This window comes from Streptococcus pseudopneumoniae, from assembly GCF_001072375.1.
Classification (GTDB): domain Bacteria; phylum Bacillota; class Bacilli; order Lactobacillales; family Streptococcaceae; genus Streptococcus; species Streptococcus pseudopneumoniae_L.
On sequence record NZ_JVKV01000026.1, the window covers coordinates 1 to 19,036 of the forward strand.

Consider the following 19,036-nt stretch of genomic DNA (forward strand, 5'->3'; position numbering starts at 1 on the left):
GAAATCGAATTCTAACGAATTACCGATTTCTGTCCCACTCTCTCATTTTTATTATTCGAAAAAATACGAAAAGAGTTATATATTGGAGAAAATCCTTACTATTACTCCAGCTCTATCCCCTTGTCAAGGAGATTTGCCAGACACTCCTCATAGTAGGCAGCGTCATGCTCGCTATAGATAGGACTTTTCAGCTTTTCCTCTGCTAAGTCTTGATACGGAGGGCAGGTCTTGCCGCGATAGTTCTTGTCCAGCCACTCTGGACTAACATTGTAGCCACGGTCAGCCATCTCCTCCATAATCAAGCGATGATAGGCATAGAGACGATAGGGCGAGTGGGTAAAGACATAGTCAACCGTCGCATGCTTTCTGCCCCAGCCATTACCACGCAGGGCGCAACACTCTCGATGCTGTCCCAATAGCTGAGGACGGGGAAGTTGTGAAATCAAAGCCTCATGCCAAAGTCTCATGGGAGTCTCCTTTCAGCAAGGTAGAATATTGCAGATAAGCATTTGGGTAACGCTCAAGCAAGTCTCTCGTCTGAGCAATCAAGTCTTCCTTGGAAGCTTGACCAAAGCGGTAGCGATCCAACAAGAGCATATAATCTCTGCGCTCGTCAAGGCTAGCTTGCTTTTTAAAATAGCCCCAAATATGCTGAAAGGCATTGCAAACCTGACCCCTGTGTTCTGGAATCTGGCAGGCATGGTCAATCATCTCTTGAACCTGACTCACCTCCACCACTTCTTGCTTGAGATACTGGCGAATGTCCTTGTAAATATTGCTGGAATGGCTCAAAACAAGGTATTTATTTTCCGCCCAGAGTTGCTGACAAAGGGCACGTTGGTTGTTATTTTCCATATTTCTCCTTAACTTCTACTAGTTCCCAGGAAATACGGAAACAAAGTTATTTTTATAAAATGAGCAAATGAATTTTTGATGAATCTAACGTTTACTTCGTTAAATACCAGAGTAAATTTCAACTAGTAATTGAATCTGGTGTAAAACTTCTTGTTTCTTACGTTCACGAGCTCCTTGTCTACGAGTAGTCGGTGGAATAATCGAATCCAAGTCAGCTCCACTATTCTCAGCATAACCACGTTGAATAGATCGATCAATAAATAATTGATAATCTTTTACAAGCTTTTCAGACTCTGCCAATTCACGAATAGCGACTGCTTTATGTTCTTTACCATAAGCATAGAATGCATTGATAATCTCATCATGGTCTTTTAGACTCGCTAAATCAGTATCATTAATGAATCCAATAACCAACTCTTCCTTAGCACGAATATCAATACTTGAGCGAATGACACGGCTAACTTCAGCTTTCATTGCTTCCTTAGACTCAGAGTTCTTCGATTTTTCGACAATCAAAGCAAGAATATAGTCTAAATTAATCTCATCTGTTTTTAAGAGTTCAATTTCAAATTCAATATCTGAAAGATCAACACCTAAGTCTTTTGTTCTTTCATAATTTTTAAGATTTAAGAATTCATCTCGAATTTCTACATAAGAACTTCTTAAATCTTGGAGATATCCTTCCGAGATAGGCTTATCGATTTCTTGAAACTCATTATAATTTCGAAGGACGTTATCAAGCTTCAAAAACTCACCAAATAACTTAACAAATTCTTTTTTATCATGTTCTGTTTCAATTTCTTGTGGGTTAGGGAACCTTTCCAGAATTTCCTGACAGACTTCTGTATAACCTTTGACCTTAATACCTGTTACCTGATCCACGAAACCATCCATGTATTCGCTAAAACCTTTTTCTAAGATAATATCAAGTTTATTGGTATCACCAAAGGTTTTGATAGCTTCTTGCGTAGCCTTTTCTAAATCGCGGAAACAAACAATATTCCCAAAAGGTTTAACCTTGTTAAAAATTCGATTAGTTCTAGAAAAAGCCTGAATCAAACCATGATAACGTATATCCATCATCTACATATTCATAGTTCTATACTTTTGAAGCTTCATTCCAGTTGGTATATATTAATTTACGTTTCTCAAAAGCTTCTTTCCCACCTTCCATAATATCAACAATTTTTTTATGAGTATTTTTGCAATCAATATTTCCAATATCAGCATATATTTTTTCATCATACTGAGTAGAAATAACACATTCTGCATCCCCTAGTACAGGTATATTCGCATTATGCGTAGCAAAAATAAACTGTATAGATTTTTTCTTTTTATTAATTGTACTAATCACTTCATCATAAATAATTTGATTATCTAAATCATCTTCTGGCTGGTCGATGATAATTAAATCATTATCTTCTTGAGTTAAAACAAATAATATTAATGCTGATGCTCTCTGTCCTATCGAATGTTGTTCGAGCAACTTATCATGATAGTAAATTTCTACTAAATCTGGGCATACTTCTTTTATTAGGTCAGAATAATTTTCTTTTATTTTATCATATACTTTAACGACTTCATTATCTGTAAGTATAGAATGTAATTTTTTTGCATCATCTAAAATGCAATCACTTATAATTGATATAAAATCAGAAAACTCATTGGCTATAGTCGTAGCCTTTACTTCTGATATTCCAGTTCCACGAAACTTGGCTTTAATATCATTCTTGAATTTATCCTTATTCCCTTTGAATTTGATTTCAATTTTAAGTTCACTTTGGCTATCGTTAATTTTTTTAATTTCTTCTTCATATTTTTTAAAAATATTACTAAGGACTTCATTTCTTTCTCGTATAGATTTCTTGATATCCAAAATTAGTGATTCTCTAGAGTTATTTTTCTTATTTAATTCTTCGATATTTTGTTTTACTTTATCTAATTCAGATGTGTATTTTACAAAACTATCTGGATCAAGAGTATCATCTTGTATTTCACGCTTAATAGATGCAAACTCTTCTTTTAAAGATTTCATGTCTTTATCAAATTCATCTTTAATTGTTCGTAGAGAATTTTCATTTTTAGCAATAGTTTCGATTTCAGCGGAGATATTATTAATAGCAGTTAAAATGTTTTTTAATATATCATTTATATTTCCAAATAGTTCTCCATTAAATTCACTCGTATAATCTGATAAGATAAATTGATTTTTATCAATTTCACCATATACTTTTTTAACTTTCGAATATGTTACATTAACTTGTTTAACTAGATATTCAATTTTATTGTAGTCTTTATTATATGAAGTTTGCTTATTTAGTTTTTCTGCTATACCTTTCTCATGGAAAATTTTAAGTTTATATTCCAAGTCTTGCTTTGCCGCATTCAGCTCTTCTATCTTAGTTGGAATTGACGAGAGTTGAAGTAGATCTCTTATCGAATTATCCAATTTTAGAACATAATTATCTACAGAGCCTAGTTGCATTTTTATTTTATTGCCAACTAATTTTTGCAACAAATCAAATGCATATCCGCTTTGAGTAAAAGATAAATCCTTTTGACCAAAATACAGTGGATTATTTATTACAGAATTGATAGAAATTCTAACCTCATCCCCATTTTCATCTAAAATAGATGGTTGTTCACCCATTAATCTTCTGACTTCATAATGTTTACCATACTTATCAATAATATCTAAATAAATTTCTCCACCTGATCCTAAAGTATTCTTAACTAGATTTTCCTTATAATCTTTATCAATATTAGCATTTAGATCCAAAGCGTATCTTATTGATTCTAAAATCGAAGATTTTCCACTTCCCCTTATACCAATTAAAGTGTTCAATTCATTTGAAAAAGGTATTTTTATTGAGTCCAGTTTCCCCCCTTTAAATTCTATAGATTGTATATAGCCATGATTAATTTTTGGCTCTTCATTAGAAATTCTATTTTCATAATCTTGAAGAGAAAACTTCAATGCACTAAAAGAGTATTCACCAATCTTTACATAACATAATTTCCCTTTTCCGATTTCATCAAGTTTTTTAGGATCTGATCCTTCTACAAATGCAATCTCATAACCAAACCAATTTTTTATTTTGGATATATTGTCAAAAGTTCTAAGTTTCTGTAATCCAAGTACTCTTTTTTTAAATTCATGATTTTGTGCTAAAGAACTTAATCTACCACCACCACATTCTTCAATAAGTCCACTTCTCTGTTCAATATGTGCAAATACAATAAAATAGTCTTTGTTAAGTTTTTCCAGTTCTACTAGTAGGGTATCTATATCAAATTTACAGCATGTGTTTTCATTTTCTCGATTATCTATTCCTTGGAAAGCGGCAGTCAAAAATCTATCAATGTGATTTTCATTGTTTTTTATCCAGTCTTCTGGATTAAATACTATAAGTGTATGAATGCCATTTTTACCATCTTTAACTGATAACTCCACTCCTGGCAAAATGAAAATATCTTTTTTATTTGCCGCTTTTTTCAAATCTTTATATTCTTGCAAGTCAAATTTATTATGATTAGTTATTACTCCAATCTTTATATTTTCACTTTCCAGTTTATTTACATAATCGCTAACAAAATAGTTGTCTTCCCCTGTATATTTGAATTCTTTGTCTTTCCTTGTATGTAGATGAAAATCACATCTTATCCATTCACAACCATTATCAAACATAATTCTAAAATTACCCCTTTTTCAAAAATAATAAATTCTAAATTTTAGGCACAATAGAATGATTATCTATCCCATCTTTAGTTATATCCCATCTGGCAACCTTAATTTTTTTAATTCTTTTTCCGCTTCCATAATCAAGGAGGTCTTCCCTATTTAAATTATTTAAAACTTTTTTCAAGCTACCTAAACCGCCAGAAGATAATAAATACGCTTCCTCAGGATTGCAAAGTTTACAATATATCAATAATTGCCCTAAGTTTTGAAGATTTAAAGCTGTCTTTTTTGCTTCAACCAGATAGATTTCGGCTCTATCTTTCCATCTTACAATTCCTAAAACATCAATTTCGATTTTCAATCCAACAACTTGTGGATAATATTGTATTACATCGTATTTATCTAAAATTGAATCCAAATATACAGAATGACAATCTAACACAAACACTTCGCATCTTTTATTTTTAAACTTGTCTTTAAGGTATGTATCTAACCATCTGCACATGCCAGGATATAGATCAAATTCACTTCTTACATTATTCGCCATATCCCAACGCCTTTGCTAATTGAGTCCATGAGTCAAAATGCTTGCCTCTTATTTTTTCAGGCAAGCTATCATCATTTTCCATAGGATGAATAGGCTTATTCCTTAATCTAACAGGTTTTTCCCAGTAGAATTGATGTGTTTTCTTTTCATCTAAATAGTCAAGCAATTCTTCAGCATATCTTTCTAACGCCCTTTGCTTATGAACAATGTTAAATCCTATAGGCAAAAATTCATTTGCCCATATCTTTACTTGATGTTCCTTTTTCCAATAATTATGTTTTCCTTCGTTGTATTTTTTTAAATTAGAATCTCTAAAATTCGGATGTCCAAAATCTATTGTTTGCACTGGTATATCTATTGTTTTCAACATATTAGCTATATCTATAACAAATTGCCAATTACCTGGAATCTCAATATATACTCTATGGCAACCATCTTGTCCAAATGCAATATTACTTTTCCTAATGTATCCTGTTACATCTGCTACTCCTCTAAGTAACTCTTTCTTTTCATCAGTAGACATATTAAATAGTTCATCATTCATTGTCATTGTTGAGTGATGAATTCCATTTCCAATAAATCTTAAAATTTCCCTCATTGTATAATCTTCATTAGACTTTGTAAAAGACACCCTTGTTACACTTTTTGTTTGTGAAATAGGCAAGGAATGTCCTAAAAGCGGTTCGATAACGCTTCTAATATCAGCTAAACTACTTTTTACATATACCGAAACTTCTAGCCCTTCATCATCTCTTAAATTCTTGTGCGGTATTTCTATCGTAATAGTAGTGCTATTCACATCTCTTTGCACTTCCCCGTTTCCTAATATCATACCTACTAAATAAGCCATTTGATTATTCATTTTCAATTACCTCACTCTCGTTATTGACTAAATTTTCATATATATGATCAGCAATAGCCTTTGCCAAAAGTGGTGGCACTGCATTACCAATTTGTGTTCTAATATCGACTTTATTACCATAGAAAATAAATCTATCATCAAATGACTGAATTCGGGCAGCTTCTCTAGGTGTAATAGAGCGATTCAAAAACGGATGATTATTTTTACCATTTGATGCAGCATCAAATCTTGTGTCTATAGTTGGAGATGGCTCATCCCACTTCAATCTCCCCCATGTTGAATTAAACTTTTGCTTTCCTAAAAGATTTTCGGGCAAATATTCTTTGCCTTTTTCTGGTGGTATCATGCTAAGCTTATAAATTGCAATTTCAGAATGGTTAGAAGCCTTATGATTGTATAACCTATCACTATCTTTTCTCATGAGCTTTTGATACTCTGTCTTTGCTTCAGTAATATAACTTTGTTCAAAATCACCTTCATTTGAATTTAAATATGCTAAATCTTCAATAGCATCTCTAACTGTTGTAGGTTTTTTAACTGTTGGTTCTGGCAAAGAAATTGCTTTATTTTTGCTGCACAGAAATATAACTCTCTCCCTATTTTGTGGAACACCATAGTCACTTGCTCTAAATATACCTACACTAACTTCATAACCTAATTTTTTTATCTCACTTATAATTTGATTTTTAAACCATCCATTAGATGTAGACATTAAACTCTTTACATTTTCTATTACAAAAACTAGAGGCTTAAGTTCCTGAACCAAATGCAGAAATTCTATAAATAAAAAATTTCGAGGATCATCTAATCCTAATTTTTTGCCCTTTAAGGAAAATCCCTGGCATGGAGGTCCGCCAATGATCATATTTACTTTATTCTTCTTAGAGAGTTTTATTATCTTTTCCTTAATTTCCTTATCTTGTATATCTCCAATAATCAATTCTGACTCAGGAATATTCTCCTTAAATGTCTGTGCCAATTTTTCGTTAATATCTAACGCAACTTTTGTTACAAAGTGGCTATTCTTATGCATTCCATAAGACATTCCTCCTGCACCACAAAATAAATCAAGCATTCTAAATTCCATTCTTTTGTCTCGCTTTCGTCTTTGAATCAATATTCGTTTAAATGTTTCTTTTCCATTTATTTGTGGTTTAAAAAGATCATATTCATTATCAGAACCATGATTTGCCTCCCCAACAATCTCAAACATCTTGTCATTGTGATATTTCAAATATGTAAGAGGTACGCCCATTATTCCATAATAATCCATTGGTATTTCTGAAACTCTATATACATGAACTGCATCAAAATTATCATACTTTGGATAGTTTTCTTCTTTGAAGCTATGAGTTAAAACTAGTTTTTTACCACTATCATTGGAAACCTCTAAATTCGTCAGCCACATTGCATTTCCTAAGCTTCGCCATTTTTGTCCAAATTCATCTACCCAAAATCTTGTTTTCCTAGGTTCTGTATCATCTGGTACCCTAAATGCCATATCTCCAAAATGATATCCCACACGAGCCTTATTGTTCTTTATATAAGGAAAAATATCTTTATATGTTATTGCATTCTGATTACTAATCAATAAATATTGTTTGTCATATTTTGTAATTAATGAAAATAATTCTGTAAACTTAGAAAAAGGTGGATTGGTTACAACGATATCAGAATCGATTAAATAATTTATACATTCTTGACTTCTAAAATCACCATCGCCGATTAACTTTTTAATATTCCCATTGCGATTTAAAGCTTCAAATATCTTGTCATCATTTAAATCGCCATCAGTAGAATATGGCATTTTATCAACCTCAAGTAGAAGCCCTTTGCCATCTTCACTAGAATGCATCGCCGACTTTGCATATGATATACATACAAGTTTTTTAAGTTTGAAACGATTGAAATTTTTAAGGAAATATTTTGCAAAAGCAGATTCGTATGGATCATCACAATTACACAAAACTTTTTTTCCATTGAATTGAGATTCATAATGGTTCACTTCATTTTCTATTGTTTTATAATCTGTATACCACTCATCTGTATTCTTGCTACTATATCTAGCTTTATTTAATATTGAGTTTCCCATCATTAAATCTCCTTTCCATTTTTTCATATATTTTTATTTTCACTTATCTTCAATTTTCACACACTCTACAATTTCCGAAATATCACATTCCAATACATCACATATCCTTAGCAATACATCAGTAGTAACATTTTCGCCATTTTTTATTTTGTAGAATGTACTTTTACTTACTTTTGCTTTTTCCATAAGCTCAGTATTCTTCATTTCTATATCTATTAATTTCTTAAATAATTTTTTATAGCTTAGTTTCGACATGATTATCCTCCAGTCTTATCCATCTTAATATCATATCGTTTCTATTATAGCATAATAATAAAACTTTTAGTAGTATTATTTTCTTTTTTCTCGAACTAATTTTATAAAAAAATAATCGGTGCAGCCCAAAGACCTCACCGACATATCTTATCTCTCAGTTTCCTTTGAAGCGTCTTTCTTCTCTACAGGTTTTGCTTTCATTAATTAATTTTAAATATAAATTATCCCTGTATTCCTCAATCCTTATATTTTTACCTTTTAGAAACTCCTGCAACTTCTCATCTGGATTAGAAAATAATTGTTTTTCAAACTCAATAAAATCGGTGTACTTCGTCTTTCGCCCCATAGCAATATCAAAACCATTGCCTAAAATTAGAATTGTCTCTGCCATAATTATTTCCTTTTTTCTTTATATAAATAGTGTTCTCCCTATTTCAACGCACTTTTGACCTTTTTCTTAGTTATGATGCGGTCGTTTTTGTTGGCTAGGGATTTGAGTCTGGCTTCGAGTAAGATTTTTCGGCCTGCTTCGTTGCGGGTGTAAACGAGTTGGTAGTTGCCTATGTGTGGTGCGACGGCATTTTGGAAGAGCTGGGCATCTTCCTTACGTTTTTCAAAGAGGCTAGGCACTACGAAATACTTGGACTGACCTGCTGGAGCTTTTTGAGCGACTAAGAGGTAGCGTTGATTGTCCACTGGGGCAAAGAATTCTCCTAAAACCTTGGAAAAGAGTTCCTTGTCTCGCATACTGCCACCTTTTAGATAGGCAAAGACATTAAAGCTGTCCTTGTCCTCATCGACTTGCACGCGCGACTGGTCATCAGACAAATGCCCAGCAGTCACCATGACCTTGCGAATAGCTTCACCGATCTGGCGCAAGCGTTTATAAGGACTCTTGTAGCTGTAAAAGCGAAAGGCAGTGATAGCTAGGAAGAGGACACAAAGAGCTGTCAACCATGGCAAGGCAAATAAGGTTAGTCTAAAGACATAGGTTAGGAGACTAATGGCAAATACCATCAGAGCGTAGCGAAGCCACTTTTCAGCGTCTGCTAGGGCAAGCAGAGGGATTCGTTTGCTGTCGGTCGCCACTTCATTGACAATCTCAATCTTGTCAGCAACGATGAGAGATTCCTGCCATTTTTTACGAAGAGAGGCACGATCCTTGGATAGTCCCATGATCTTCTCGTTATAGTCTTCGAGTTTCTTTTTCTTAAATGGGAACTCAGGAAAGTTCAAGCGATCCAGACCTGTTTCAATGGTATCTTCCTTATAGGACAAGCCAAGGAAATGGTCCATCCGACGGGCAAGAGTCTGCAGGTCCTGATATGGATTGAGGTCTTGTTCTTCTTGATTTTCATTAGAAAAGGCTGGATTTTTGTAAGGTTTGATGGCTACTAGGTGCCAGATATTGCTGGTCTTATCTGGATGTCCTGGCCAGATACGGATGGCACGGCCCCGCATTTGATTACTGAGCATAAAGCTTCCGACAAAACTTCCGAGGATGAGAGAGTTGACACAAGGTGCATCCCATCCTTCTCCCAAGAGAGACTTGGTTCCGACCAAGACCTGGATAGAACCACGTTGGAAGAGCTCGGTCACTGCTGCGACCATCCCCTTAAAGCTGGATGGAAAGCCTACCTGGAGATAGACACCTTGATCGAGTTTTCCGATGGCAGAGAAGCTTAAGCTAGTGTTTGGGATGAGTGCTTGAAGTTCTGCCTTGACACTAGCCGGTATGATCACGACACTACCAGAAAGGACTGCTATAGGGACAGACAAGCCTTGCTTTTGTGCACTTCTGCGAATGATTTCAAAGTAAGGGAGGACACCTAATTGCGTGATTGGTGCTTGGTCATCTCCCAGATAACTGGCAAAGTCCTTGCGAATATAGTCTGCCAAGACTAACTGTCTCAAGTCCTTTCCTAGACTGGCATACTCGGTTTCAAAGATAGATGCAATCCCAGCCAGTTTTCCTAGAGATTGGTTGAGGATTTGGTCATTGGCCTTGGATTTGACCAAGAAAACCTGACGTTTTTCAATCAGTCCTCTTGATTTCAGTTCTGCTTCTATCTTTTTCTTTGTCTCTTGCGGATCCTCATACCAATCAGGAGTCTGATAGAGAAGACCTTGCAAGAGAACTTCTAGCCAATAGTAATTAAGGGAAGGCAAGCCTTCAGCTCCTAGTAAGTCTCTTAGATGCTTGGGAATTTCCTGTTTTTGAGCCTGTAGATAAATGAGGAGTGCTGAGAGATACTTGGGATCCTCGAGGAGCATATCCGCAGAAATTTCCCCTTTGAGAACCTTGGAACTCTTAATCAACTCTTGGAAGTCAGGATCAACGACTAGTTGGCTGACATACTGCCACTTGGTATCCTCAAACTCTTCCAAGCGTTTGTCCTCTTCTTTAGTCGGAAAACAGATATAGACAAAGTCCTGATGAGGGCAAAGAGTGTCTTCCTTGACCAGTTCTGGCACTGTGATTTCTTGGTCAATCTCGCCACACATCTGGAGATAGCGATCCCAGAGTTCTGGTTCACTGTCATAAGGCGGTGTCGCAGTGAGAGAGATGACTTGCAGTTGCTGGTAGTTTTTACGGAAGTCTTCTAGACTTTTCCACCATTCATTTCTCAAGTGATGGCATTCATCCAAACAGAGGGTTTCGACACCCCTTTCCTTGAGTCTGGCAAGCAGGTCAAAGCCTACAAAATCCTCAACCTCGCCGTTATCTTCTTGAGATTGCACCTGTTGCATAGCACTGTGAAAGGCTTGGTAGGTGGCGATAGTGATTGGCTTCATGTCCTTGAGATTTTGAGACACGAGACTTGTGACCTGGTCCTCATCCTCTAAAAAGGCCTGACGAATCCTGTCCACCCATTGTTCCCGTATGGTAACCGTCGGCACCAAAACCAGAGCTGGCTTATCAAAGCGGGCAATCAACTCTATACCAATGGTTGTTTTACCTGAACCTGGTGCTGCCACCAAGTGGACATGCCCATCTGCTTGGTATTCCTGAAAGTTGTCCAAGACCTGTTTTTGGTAGTTGCGCCAAGTGCCATTAAACTTCAATCCTAACATGATTTCCCTCATTCTAAGCTGTCATTTTCTTATTCCCATTTTACCATACTTGAGGCAAAGTCACACCAAGCATCCCATATAGTCTTTCTCCTCAAAATATGATATAGTAGAATCATACTACACAAGAGGAGTTTACATGTCACACGATAAAGAAATGAAAGCTGTTTCTCCCCTTCTACAGCAAGCAATCAATATTTCATCCATCATCGGTGGAGTTGGTACTTTAATATTCTGTATCTGGGCCTATCAAGCTGGTATCTTGCACTCCAAGGAAACCCTATCTGCCTTTATCCAACAGGCGGGTATCTGGGGGCCACCACTCTTTATTTTTTTACAGATTTTGCAGACGGTTGTTCCTATCATTCCAGGTGCTCTTACCTCCGTTGCAGGTGTCTTTATCTACGGGCATATCATCGGGACCATTTACAACTATATCGGTATTGTCATTGGTTGTGCCATTATCTTTTACCTGGTTCGTCTCTACGGAGCACCCTTTGTCCAGTCCATGGTCAGCAAGCGCACCTATGACAAGTATATCGGTTGGCTGGATGAAGGCAATCGCTTTGACCGATTCTTTATCTTTATGATGATTTGGCCAGTTAGTCCAGCTGATTTTCTCTGTATGTTGGCAGCTCTGACCAAGATGAGCTTCAAGCGGTATATGACCATTATCATCTTGACCAAACCCTTTACCCTGGTCGTTTACACTTATGGCTTGACCTACATCATCGATTACTTTTGGCAGATGTTTGGCTAATACACAAAAAACTCAAGGATTCATCCTTGAGTTTTTCTTTGTTAGGCTTCTTTTTTCAATAAGAGGGAAACAAGAACTGATGTAGCAATCATCCATGCTCCTAGAATGATAAAGGTCATTCGACCATCTATAGTCACCAAGCTAATCCCTGAAAGAACAAAGGGTGTTAATGATGCTCCAAAAGAACATCCCAAAACAGCATAGGAAGTTGCTTTGTTGAGGAGTTTTGCTGGGATTCGCTCAGATATCAACTGAAAGACTGTCGTCAGAGCGATACTATAGGCAAATCCTCCTAAAACAGAACCGGCAACGACCACCCAGAGTGAAGGGGAGAGAGCAATGATGATTTGCCCGATTCCGAAGGTGACTCCAGCGACCAATAAAAGTTTTTCCTTGAAGGCAGAAATCAGGAAAGAAAAGCTGATTCCCGCTAAAATCCCAATCAACTGCATGGCACTAAGGACCAAACTGGACAACTGAGCATCTCCAAAACCTGCCTCAATCATGAGACTAGGGATGCGGAAGGTAATGGCCGTATTGGTACATACAATCACTGCGGCTGCAATAGCAAGGAAGAAAATGAGCTTTTTCATAGAAGCAGTCAATCTTACTGCTTCTTCTGTCTGATGCTTGGACTCATGAACTTCTGCGTTTCCATAAGGGACAAAGAGAAGGAAGAGTACGAGAACTACTAGACCAGCTGCATAGGCTAGGAAGGTTGCTGTCCAGCCAAAGGCCAAGAGCTGACCGACTGCCAGAGTCAAGATAGATGCTCCTACGACTTCGGCCGATCCACGAAAACCAAGCATTTGAATACGGGTTTTCCCGTGGTAACGTTCACTGATAATTGAGATGGCCTTGGCATTGAGCATTCCTACTCCAAGCCCAAATAGCAAGCGGGTCGCAAAGACAAAGTAATAACCCTGATACCAGAACGGTGCAGTTCCGCTGATTGACAAGATTAAAAGTCCCAAGGTCAACTGGAGGCGTTCAGGAAAAATACGCTCTAAAACTCCATTCAATAAAAGCATGGCCATAATCCCAAAGGATGGGAGACTGACCAAGAGTTCGACCTGACCAGTCGAATAGCCCTGATAATAGTCAAACATAGCAGGCAGGGCACTCGAAATAGAAAACGATGTGATCAATACTAACGATAGGGAGAGTATGCTCACTTTTTCCAAAAATTGTTTCATCTTTTCCTCATTCATTGTTCATTTTTCATATTAGTAAAAAGGTCCTTTCCTATCATACACTCTTTACCCAAAATTGGCAAGCGACTGAGCACCAAGACCAAAAGAAAAAGTGGGGCATCAAGAGCTGTGAAGTCTTGATGACATCCCACTTTTTTATGTGTTTTATCCAGTTATGTGACTTAGATTTTCAAGAATCGACGCATTGAGATTCCTGAACCAAGTGAACCGATACAGATTCCGATGAGGAACAAAAGACCAATCATCAATGGAATAAAGGTATCTGGGGTAATCAAGGATAGGTTTTGTCCAACCAAGGATGGGTTGACAGATTGGAATACTCGGTTATAGATAAAGTAAACCAGAACTGATGGAAGAGCTGCTCCCAACAAACCAATAAAGGCTCCTTCTAGCAAGAATGGGCCACGGATGTAGCTGTTTTTAGCACCAACCAAACGCATGATTTGGATTTCACGACTACGTGAAATGATAGTGATACGAATGGTATTTGAGATCAAGAAGACCGCGATGAAAATCAAGAGTCCTGCAATGAACAATCCCCAAACACGGATGAAGGAAGCCAACTTGAAGAGGCGTTCCGTATTGGCACCACCGTCTTGAACTTCCGAAACTCCTTCGATTTTCTTAGCTTCTTCAGCGACTGGTTTCACATCACTTGGTGAATTGGTATCTACGATGTAGGCATCATGAAGAGGATTGGCATCTCCTTCAAAAACCTTCCACTCGTCACCCATGGTTTCAGTCAGCTTTTGGTACTGCTCTTCTTTACTTGAGAAAGTTACATTTTTAACAGCTGGCATAGCCTTGAGGGCATCATAAACCTTGTGGTAATCATTGTTTGTAACTGTTTGGCCCTCTTTGACAATGGTTTCACTATTGTCTTCAACGTCTTTACGGACATAAACCATGACGCGAACGTTGTTTTCGATATCCGTTGCCAATTTTGCAGTATTAAAGATAACTGAGGCAAAAATAGCAACCAAGGTCAAGGTAATCATTACTGAACTGACAGCAGCAATAGTCATCCACCCATTACGCTTTAAACTCTTTAAAGCTTCGAATAGGTGGCGGAAAAATCTACTAATCATCGTATCCGTACTCTCCTTTCGCTTCGTCACGAACCACACGACCATTCTCGATGGCAATGACACGGTGGCGCAAGGTATTTACGATTTGGCTGTTGTGAGTGGCCATCAAAACAGTTGTCCCTTGAAGATTGATGCGCTCCAAAAGGTTCATGATTTCCCATGAATTATCTGGGTCCAAGTTACCTGTTGGTTCATCTGCAATCAAAACTTTAGGATTGTTTACGATAGCGCGAGCAATGGCGATACGTTGCTGCTCACCACCTGACAATTCATTAGGGAATGAACGAACCTTGTGTTTTAAACCAACAAGATCCAAAACTTCCATAACACGTTTTTTGATATTGCGACGGCTTTCACCGACAACCTCCATTGCGTAAGCAATGTTCTCATAAACGGTTTTCTTTGGCAAAAGTTTGTAATCCTGAAAGACAACTCCAACATTACGACGAAGGAGCGGAATATCTTTCTTTTTAATCTTCACGAGGTTAAAACCTGCAACCTGCAAACTTCCTTTTTCAACTTTAACCTCACGATACAAGGCACGGATAAAGGTTGACTTACCTGCACCTGAAGGACCTACGATATAGGCAAACTCTCCTGGTTCAATGTTCACAGAGACGCCACGTAGGGCTGTTGTCCCGTTGTCATACTTTTTGACAACATCTCTCATTTCAATGATCGACATGTGACTTCCTTTCTTTTAACTAATACGCCATTTTAGATAGGCATCGATGAAACCATCTAAGTCTCCATCCATGACCTTATCTACCTGCGCAACTTCAAAACTGGTACGGTGATCCTTCACCATGGTATAAGGGGTGAATACATAGGAGCGAATCTGACTTCCCCATGTGATTTCTTTCTTATCCCCCTTAAGGGCATCTACCTCAGCAGCTTTCTTTTCCTGCTCCATTTGATAGAGTTTTGCCTGGAGCATCTTCATCGCACGGTCACGGTTTCCATACTGAGTACGGTCAACGGTTGATGCAACGACAATCCCTGTCGGAATGTGGGTCAAACGGACACCTGTTGAAACCTTGTTGACGTTTTGTCCACCTGCTCCACCTGAACGGAAGGTATCCATCTTGATATCATCCTCACGGATTTCAACTTCGATGGTATCATCCAACTCTGGCATGACTTCTACAGAAGTAAATGAGGTGTGGCGACGTTTAGCAGAGTCAAATGGTGAGATTCGGACCAAACGGTGAACCCCCATCTCTGACTTGAGAAGACCATAAGCATTTGGTCCTTCAAAAGACAAGGTTACTGACTTGATTCCTGCTTCATCACCGGCTTGGTAGTCCAAGACCTCAACCTTGAAGCCTTTGGCATTTCCATAGCGAGTATACATACGAAGGAGCATATCGCCCCAGTCTTGGGCTTCTGTTCCACCAGATCCTGGGTGAATCTCTAAAATAGCATTATTATGATCATAAGGCTCTGACAAGAGCAGAGTCATCTCGTAGCTAGTCATCATCTGATCTAGTTCAACTAGCTTCTCAACCAACTCATCCTTGACAGATTCATCTTCTGCTAAAAAGTCTAGTAAGATTTCAGCCTCATCCTGCAACTCTTCCATGGTATGGAGGGTATTGTAGGTATTTTTTAGTTCATTTAATTCTTGCGACGTTTTTTGGGCCGCAATATTATCGTTCCAAAAATCAGGTTCTGTCATTTTGTTTTCCAAAATGGCAATTTCTTCTTCTAACCCTTCGAGGTCAAAGAGACCCCCTAAAAGAAGCTAATTTTTCACGATTGGCGTCAATTTTTTGACGAATTTCTGAAATGTCCATATATACTCCTTTTTCGTATCGTTTTATTATACCATAATTTTTCTTATTTATCTAATCAGTCGGTTTTAAAATTTCTTATCAAAATATTTCTATTTGAAGACAAAGAGGATGTTTTCAACAATATAGGGGGTAAAGAATCAAAAAACATCCCAAAGTTGATCAATATTCTCATTCTAAAAACATTGATCGATTCTTTGAGATGTATATAAATACTATTTCATGAGAAAGCTAGGTAATGACTGAAATACTAGCACATAGGGAACTTTCTCAAAAACTTAGTATGAGGTAGAAAGCACTTATTCTTTATCTGCCTTCAAAGTCGAAGTTTCTTGGGCATCTGCTGATTTTTCTTCCTTATCTACCGGCTTATCAGAATCCTTCTTAGGATCTGCTTGATTTCCCTGAACTTCGTCCTCTTTTACAGGATTTAAGCTCCAAATACCATCTTGATTGACATTGTAGCCATCAGGTGTTGTTCCATTTCTTAGAAGTGAACCATCTGCTTGGAAATAGTACCAGTTGCCATTCAACTGTTTCCAACCAGTCTCCATTGCGCCGCTAGTATTGAGATAATAACGAGAGCCATCAATCTCTTGAAGACCTGTTAGCATGATGCCTTCCTTGTCTAGATAGTACCATGTGTCCTTATCTTTGAACCAGCCAATCTTCATGGCCCCGCTGCTTGTAAAGTAGCTATAATGATTGTCCAGCCATTTCCAACCAGTTTGCATAGCTCCACTTGCATTTAGATAGTAGCGAGTACCTTCGATTTCTTGAAGGCCAGTTTGCATGATACCTTCTTTATCTAGATAATACCAAAGATCGTTTTCTTTGAGCCAGCCTGTCTTCATTGCTCCACTACTTGTGAAGTAACTATAATGATTATCAAACCATTTCCAACCTGTTTGCATAGCCCCACTTGTATTAAGGTAATATCGGGTTCCATCAATCTCTTGAAGACCTGTTAACATGATGCCGTCTTTATCTAGATAGTACCAGAGTTCTTTATCTTTAAGCCAACCTGTCTTCATAGATCCACTAGTTGTGAAGTAGTAATAATGATTGTCTAACCATTTCCAACCGGTCTGCATAGCTCCACTTGCATTGAGGTAATAACGAGTGCCATCAATCTCTTGAAGACCCGTTAGCATGACACCGTCTTTATCCAGATAATACCATGTACCCTTATCCTTAACCCAACCTGTTTTCATAGCTCCAGAACTTGCAAAATAGTTCCAATGACCTTCAGTAAAGATCCAACCGGTTTTCATCACCCCTTCTTGATTGAAATAATAGGTAGCTCCATTGATTTCTTTTTTTCCAACGATTCGAGTTCCCTCTTCATCAAAGTAGTACCAGTTTCCATCTATTTTTTGCCAACCAGATGCTGTTCCTTCTGTTTGAAGAGCACCACTACTTGCAAACAACAGCTTTTTACCATTGAAGACTTGTATGCCAGTTAGCATTTTACCATCCTTATCAAAGAGGTATTTTTGACCACCAATTTCAGCTAGTTCATTGTAACGTCTTGCACCGTTTGACTGGATATAGTACCAAGTATTATCATGATAGAACCAACCACCCGTCTGCATTTTACCATCATTGTTTAGGTAGTAATCATTAAATTTTGGTTCTCCATTCCATTCGTCAGTGATACGGAGCCAACGACCACTCTGCATTTGACCTTTTCCGTTAAAGAAATATGTAGCACCAGCAATATCATGCCAACCGATAGCCATCTGACCATCTTTTAAACGATACTTCCAGTAACCATCTTCTTTATACCATTTCTCTTCAACAGTAGGAATATTCGGAAAATCTCCTGAAACATTTGTAAAGCCTTTATCACTAATATCAAATACAGTTGCATCCTGAGTTTTACTTGATGCGTGAATCACTTGAATATTTTTATTTTTTAGATAGTCTCTCGTTGAAGCGAGGTTAATATCTCCTCCAGTTGTTTGGATAATCATACTAGGAGAAAGGTGATCAATGAAACCAATTGTATTAGAAATCTTGGCATCGTAATGGTGATTCCATTTCATCATATCCACTTTTCCAATAACAGGTCCTAATTTATCTTCAGCTCCCTCAGCATTATCCAAATCGCCACCAAGATAAATTCTTTTTCCTGCTACAGTCACTACTGCAACAATTGAATTGGAATTATCATCAAGAACTCTTTTTAGGTTTCCATCAGCATCATATTCATTTTTATAATTATAAAGTTGAATATCCATATCCCCAAATTTGAACTTGCTATCTTCATCCTTTATGTCTTGAATAAGTGTAACTCCCTTATTCTGTGCAGCACGAAGAGCATTATCATAATTGAAAAGGTTATCCCACAATCCCCAAGTGCTTGTAATTCGTTGATCCGAATATTTTTTCAAATAGAATTTATCGACTTGATAGCGATTAAGAATTTCATCTGCTCCACCAATATGGTCGCTATGAACATGAGTTCCTAATATAAAATCTAATTTCTTGACACCTAATTGATCAAGATGTCGAATCAACCGATCTTCCAAAACTTGATAATTATTAATAGAAATTCCCCATCGATTTGGATAACGTGTATCCGTTCCATCCGGAAAGTCATAATCCTCTCCCATATCAATCAAAGCATAGTGACCATTACTTTCTAGTAAAATAGCATCACTTCCAGAGTTAGCTTTTGTATTAATAAAGTGGATACGATTCCCTGAACCTGCTGAGATTGTATCTGCATTTACTGTTTGTGCTTGAATTATTGATGCCGATAAGATCAAGGCACTAAGTAATATTGATTTTTTAATAGTTTTCATAAGGCA

General features: G+C 37.3%; 15 protein-coding genes and 1 pseudogene. 1 reads left to right on the forward strand and 15 read right to left on the reverse strand.

The window, feature by feature from the left end:
* Positions 1-101 precede the first annotated feature (101 nt).
* The 10 genes and pseudogenes from ADH31_RS01950 to ADH31_RS01995 all read right to left on the reverse strand — a co-directional run bounded on the left by ADH31_RS01950 (position 102) and on the right by ADH31_RS01995 (position 11,368).
* Positions 102-467, reverse strand: a complete 366-nt coding sequence (locus tag ADH31_RS01950) for a TIGR02328 family protein (protein ID WP_049508658.1) — start codon at positions 465-467, stop codon at positions 102-104.
* Entirely contained in the window at positions 451-855 is a 405-nt protein-coding gene (locus tag ADH31_RS01955; protein ID WP_049508660.1) for a YbgA family protein, read from the reverse strand. Before ADH31_RS01955 ends, ADH31_RS01950 begins: the two co-directional genes overlap by 17 nt.
* Before the next feature lie 99 nt (positions 856-954).
* Positions 955-1,938 carry a type I restriction endonuclease subunit R, EcoR124 family gene (locus tag ADH31_RS01960; RefSeq protein WP_053092312.1) on the reverse strand — a complete coding sequence of 328 codons (984 nt, stop codon included), beginning with the start codon at positions 1,936-1,938 and terminating at the stop codon, positions 955-957.
* A gap of 16 nt (positions 1,939-1,954) precedes the next feature.
* A complete protein-coding gene (locus ADH31_RS01965) occupies positions 1,955-4,543 on the reverse strand; it encodes a TrlF family AAA-like ATPase (protein WP_049508661.1) in 2,589 nt (862 codons plus the stop codon).
* A 37-nt stretch (positions 4,544-4,580) separates the two neighbouring features.
* On the reverse strand, positions 4,581-5,084 hold the full coding sequence (locus ADH31_RS01970; RefSeq protein ID WP_037598655.1) for a hypothetical protein: 504 nt from the start codon (positions 5,082-5,084) through the stop codon (positions 4,581-4,583).
* Complete coding sequence (locus ADH31_RS01975) at positions 5,074-5,946, reverse strand: hypothetical protein (protein ID WP_049508664.1); 873 nt, start codon at positions 5,944-5,946, stop codon at positions 5,074-5,076. The genes ADH31_RS01970 and ADH31_RS01975 overlap by 11 nt, the downstream gene beginning before the upstream one ends.
* Positions 5,939-8,065: a DNA (cytosine-5-)-methyltransferase gene (dcm, locus tag ADH31_RS01980; protein WP_239682028.1), complete on the reverse strand. Its 2,127-nt coding sequence runs from the start codon at positions 8,063-8,065 to the stop codon at positions 5,939-5,941. Before dcm ends, ADH31_RS01975 begins: the two co-directional genes overlap by 8 nt.
* A gap of 12 nt (positions 8,066-8,077) precedes the next feature.
* Entirely contained in the window at positions 8,078-8,293 is a 216-nt protein-coding gene (locus ADH31_RS01985; protein ID WP_049508666.1) for a helix-turn-helix domain-containing protein, read from the reverse strand.
* 190 nt (positions 8,294-8,483) lie between these two features.
* A pseudogene (locus ADH31_RS01990) lies at positions 8,484-8,684 on the reverse strand (AbiH family protein); the annotation flags it as partial.
* A 38-nt stretch (positions 8,685-8,722) separates the two neighbouring features.
* Positions 8,723-11,368, reverse strand: a complete 2,646-nt coding sequence (locus ADH31_RS01995; protein WP_049508670.1) for a DEAD/DEAH box helicase family protein — start codon at positions 11,366-11,368, stop codon at positions 8,723-8,725.
* Positions 11,369-11,504: 136 nt separating this feature from the next.
* Here ADH31_RS01995 and ADH31_RS02000 point away from each other — a divergent pair, with 136 nt between their 5' ends.
* Positions 11,505-12,125 carry a TVP38/TMEM64 family protein gene (locus ADH31_RS02000; protein WP_049508672.1) on the forward strand — a complete coding sequence of 207 codons (621 nt, stop codon included), beginning with the start codon at positions 11,505-11,507 and terminating at the stop codon, positions 12,123-12,125.
* A 41-nt stretch (positions 12,126-12,166) separates the two neighbouring features.
* Here the strand turns inward: ADH31_RS02000 and ADH31_RS02005 are convergent, their stop codons facing one another.
* The 5 genes from ADH31_RS02005 to ADH31_RS02025 form a co-directional block, all read right to left on the reverse strand.
* Positions 12,167-13,321: an MFS transporter gene (locus tag ADH31_RS02005; protein WP_049508716.1), complete on the reverse strand. Its 1,155-nt coding sequence runs from the start codon at positions 13,319-13,321 to the stop codon at positions 12,167-12,169.
* A gap of 179 nt (positions 13,322-13,500) precedes the next feature.
* The gene (ftsX, locus tag ADH31_RS02010) at positions 13,501-14,427 is read right to left on the reverse strand and encodes a permease-like cell division protein FtsX (protein ID WP_000625530.1); all 927 of its coding nucleotides are present in this window, start codon (positions 14,425-14,427) and stop codon (positions 13,501-13,503) included.
* Positions 14,420-15,112, reverse strand: coding sequence for a cell division ATP-binding protein FtsE (gene ftsE, locus ADH31_RS02015; RefSeq protein ID WP_049508675.1), 693 nt, complete (start codon positions 15,110-15,112; stop codon positions 14,420-14,422). The genes ftsX and ftsE overlap by 8 nt, the downstream gene beginning before the upstream one ends.
* A gap of 15 nt (positions 15,113-15,127) precedes the next feature.
* Positions 15,128-16,223, reverse strand: a protein-coding gene (gene prfB, locus ADH31_RS02020) for a peptide chain release factor 2 (protein ID WP_152904321.1) whose coding sequence is annotated in 2 segments (ribosomal slippage) — positions 15,128-16,150 and positions 16,152-16,223 — 1,095 coding nt in all. Because the reading frame shifts where the segments join, the coding sequence is not laid out codon by codon here.
* A gap of 296 nt (positions 16,224-16,519) precedes the next feature.
* Positions 16,520-19,030 (reverse strand): MBL fold metallo-hydrolase, encoded by a 2,511-nt coding sequence (locus ADH31_RS02025; protein ID WP_049508681.1) that lies wholly within the window; start codon positions 19,028-19,030, stop codon positions 16,520-16,522.
* Positions 19,031-19,036 lie beyond the last annotated feature (6 nt).

What these genes read in the sequence shown, in the direction of transcription:
- ADH31_RS01950 (WP_049508658.1), bottom strand. Translation starts at nt 467, where the DNA reads ATGAGACTTTGGCATGAGGCTTTGATTTCACAACTTCCCCGTCCTCAG.
- ADH31_RS01955 (WP_049508660.1), bottom strand. Translation starts at nt 855, where the DNA reads ATGGAAAATAACAACCAACGTGCCCTTTGTCAGCAACTCTGGGCGGAA.
- ADH31_RS01960 (WP_053092312.1), bottom strand. Translation starts at nt 1,938, where the DNA reads ATGATGGATATACGTTATCATGGTTTGATTCAGGCTTTTTCTAGAACT.
- ADH31_RS01965 (WP_049508661.1), bottom strand. Translation starts at nt 4,543, where the DNA reads ATGTTTGATAATGGTTGTGAATGGATAAGATGTGATTTTCATCTACAT.
- ADH31_RS01970 (WP_037598655.1), bottom strand. Translation starts at nt 5,084, where the DNA reads ATGGCGAATAATGTAAGAAGTGAATTTGATCTATATCCTGGCATGTGC.
- ADH31_RS01975 (WP_049508664.1), bottom strand. Translation starts at nt 5,946, where the DNA reads ATGAATAATCAAATGGCTTATTTAGTAGGTATGATATTAGGAAACGGG.
- dcm (WP_239682028.1), bottom strand. Translation starts at nt 8,065, where the DNA reads ATGAAAAAATGGAAAGGAGATTTAATGATGGGAAACTCAATATTAAAT.
- ADH31_RS01985 (WP_049508666.1), bottom strand. Translation starts at nt 8,293, where the DNA reads ATGTCGAAACTAAGCTATAAAAAATTATTTAAGAAATTAATAGATATA.
- ADH31_RS01995 (WP_049508670.1), bottom strand. Translation starts at nt 11,368, where the DNA reads ATGTTAGGATTGAAGTTTAATGGCACTTGGCGCAACTACCAAAAACAG.
- ADH31_RS02000 (WP_049508672.1), top strand. Translation starts at nt 11,505, where the DNA reads ATGTCACACGATAAAGAAATGAAAGCTGTTTCTCCCCTTCTACAGCAA.
- ADH31_RS02005 (WP_049508716.1), bottom strand. Translation starts at nt 13,321, where the DNA reads ATGAAACAATTTTTGGAAAAAGTGAGCATACTCTCCCTATCGTTAGTA.
- ftsX (WP_000625530.1), bottom strand. Translation starts at nt 14,427, where the DNA reads ATGATTAGTAGATTTTTCCGCCACCTATTCGAAGCTTTAAAGAGTTTA.
- ftsE (WP_049508675.1), bottom strand. Translation starts at nt 15,112, where the DNA reads ATGTCGATCATTGAAATGAGAGATGTTGTCAAAAAGTATGACAACGGG.
- ADH31_RS02025 (WP_049508681.1), bottom strand. Translation starts at nt 19,030, where the DNA reads ATGAAAACTATTAAAAAATCAATATTACTTAGTGCCTTGATCTTATCG.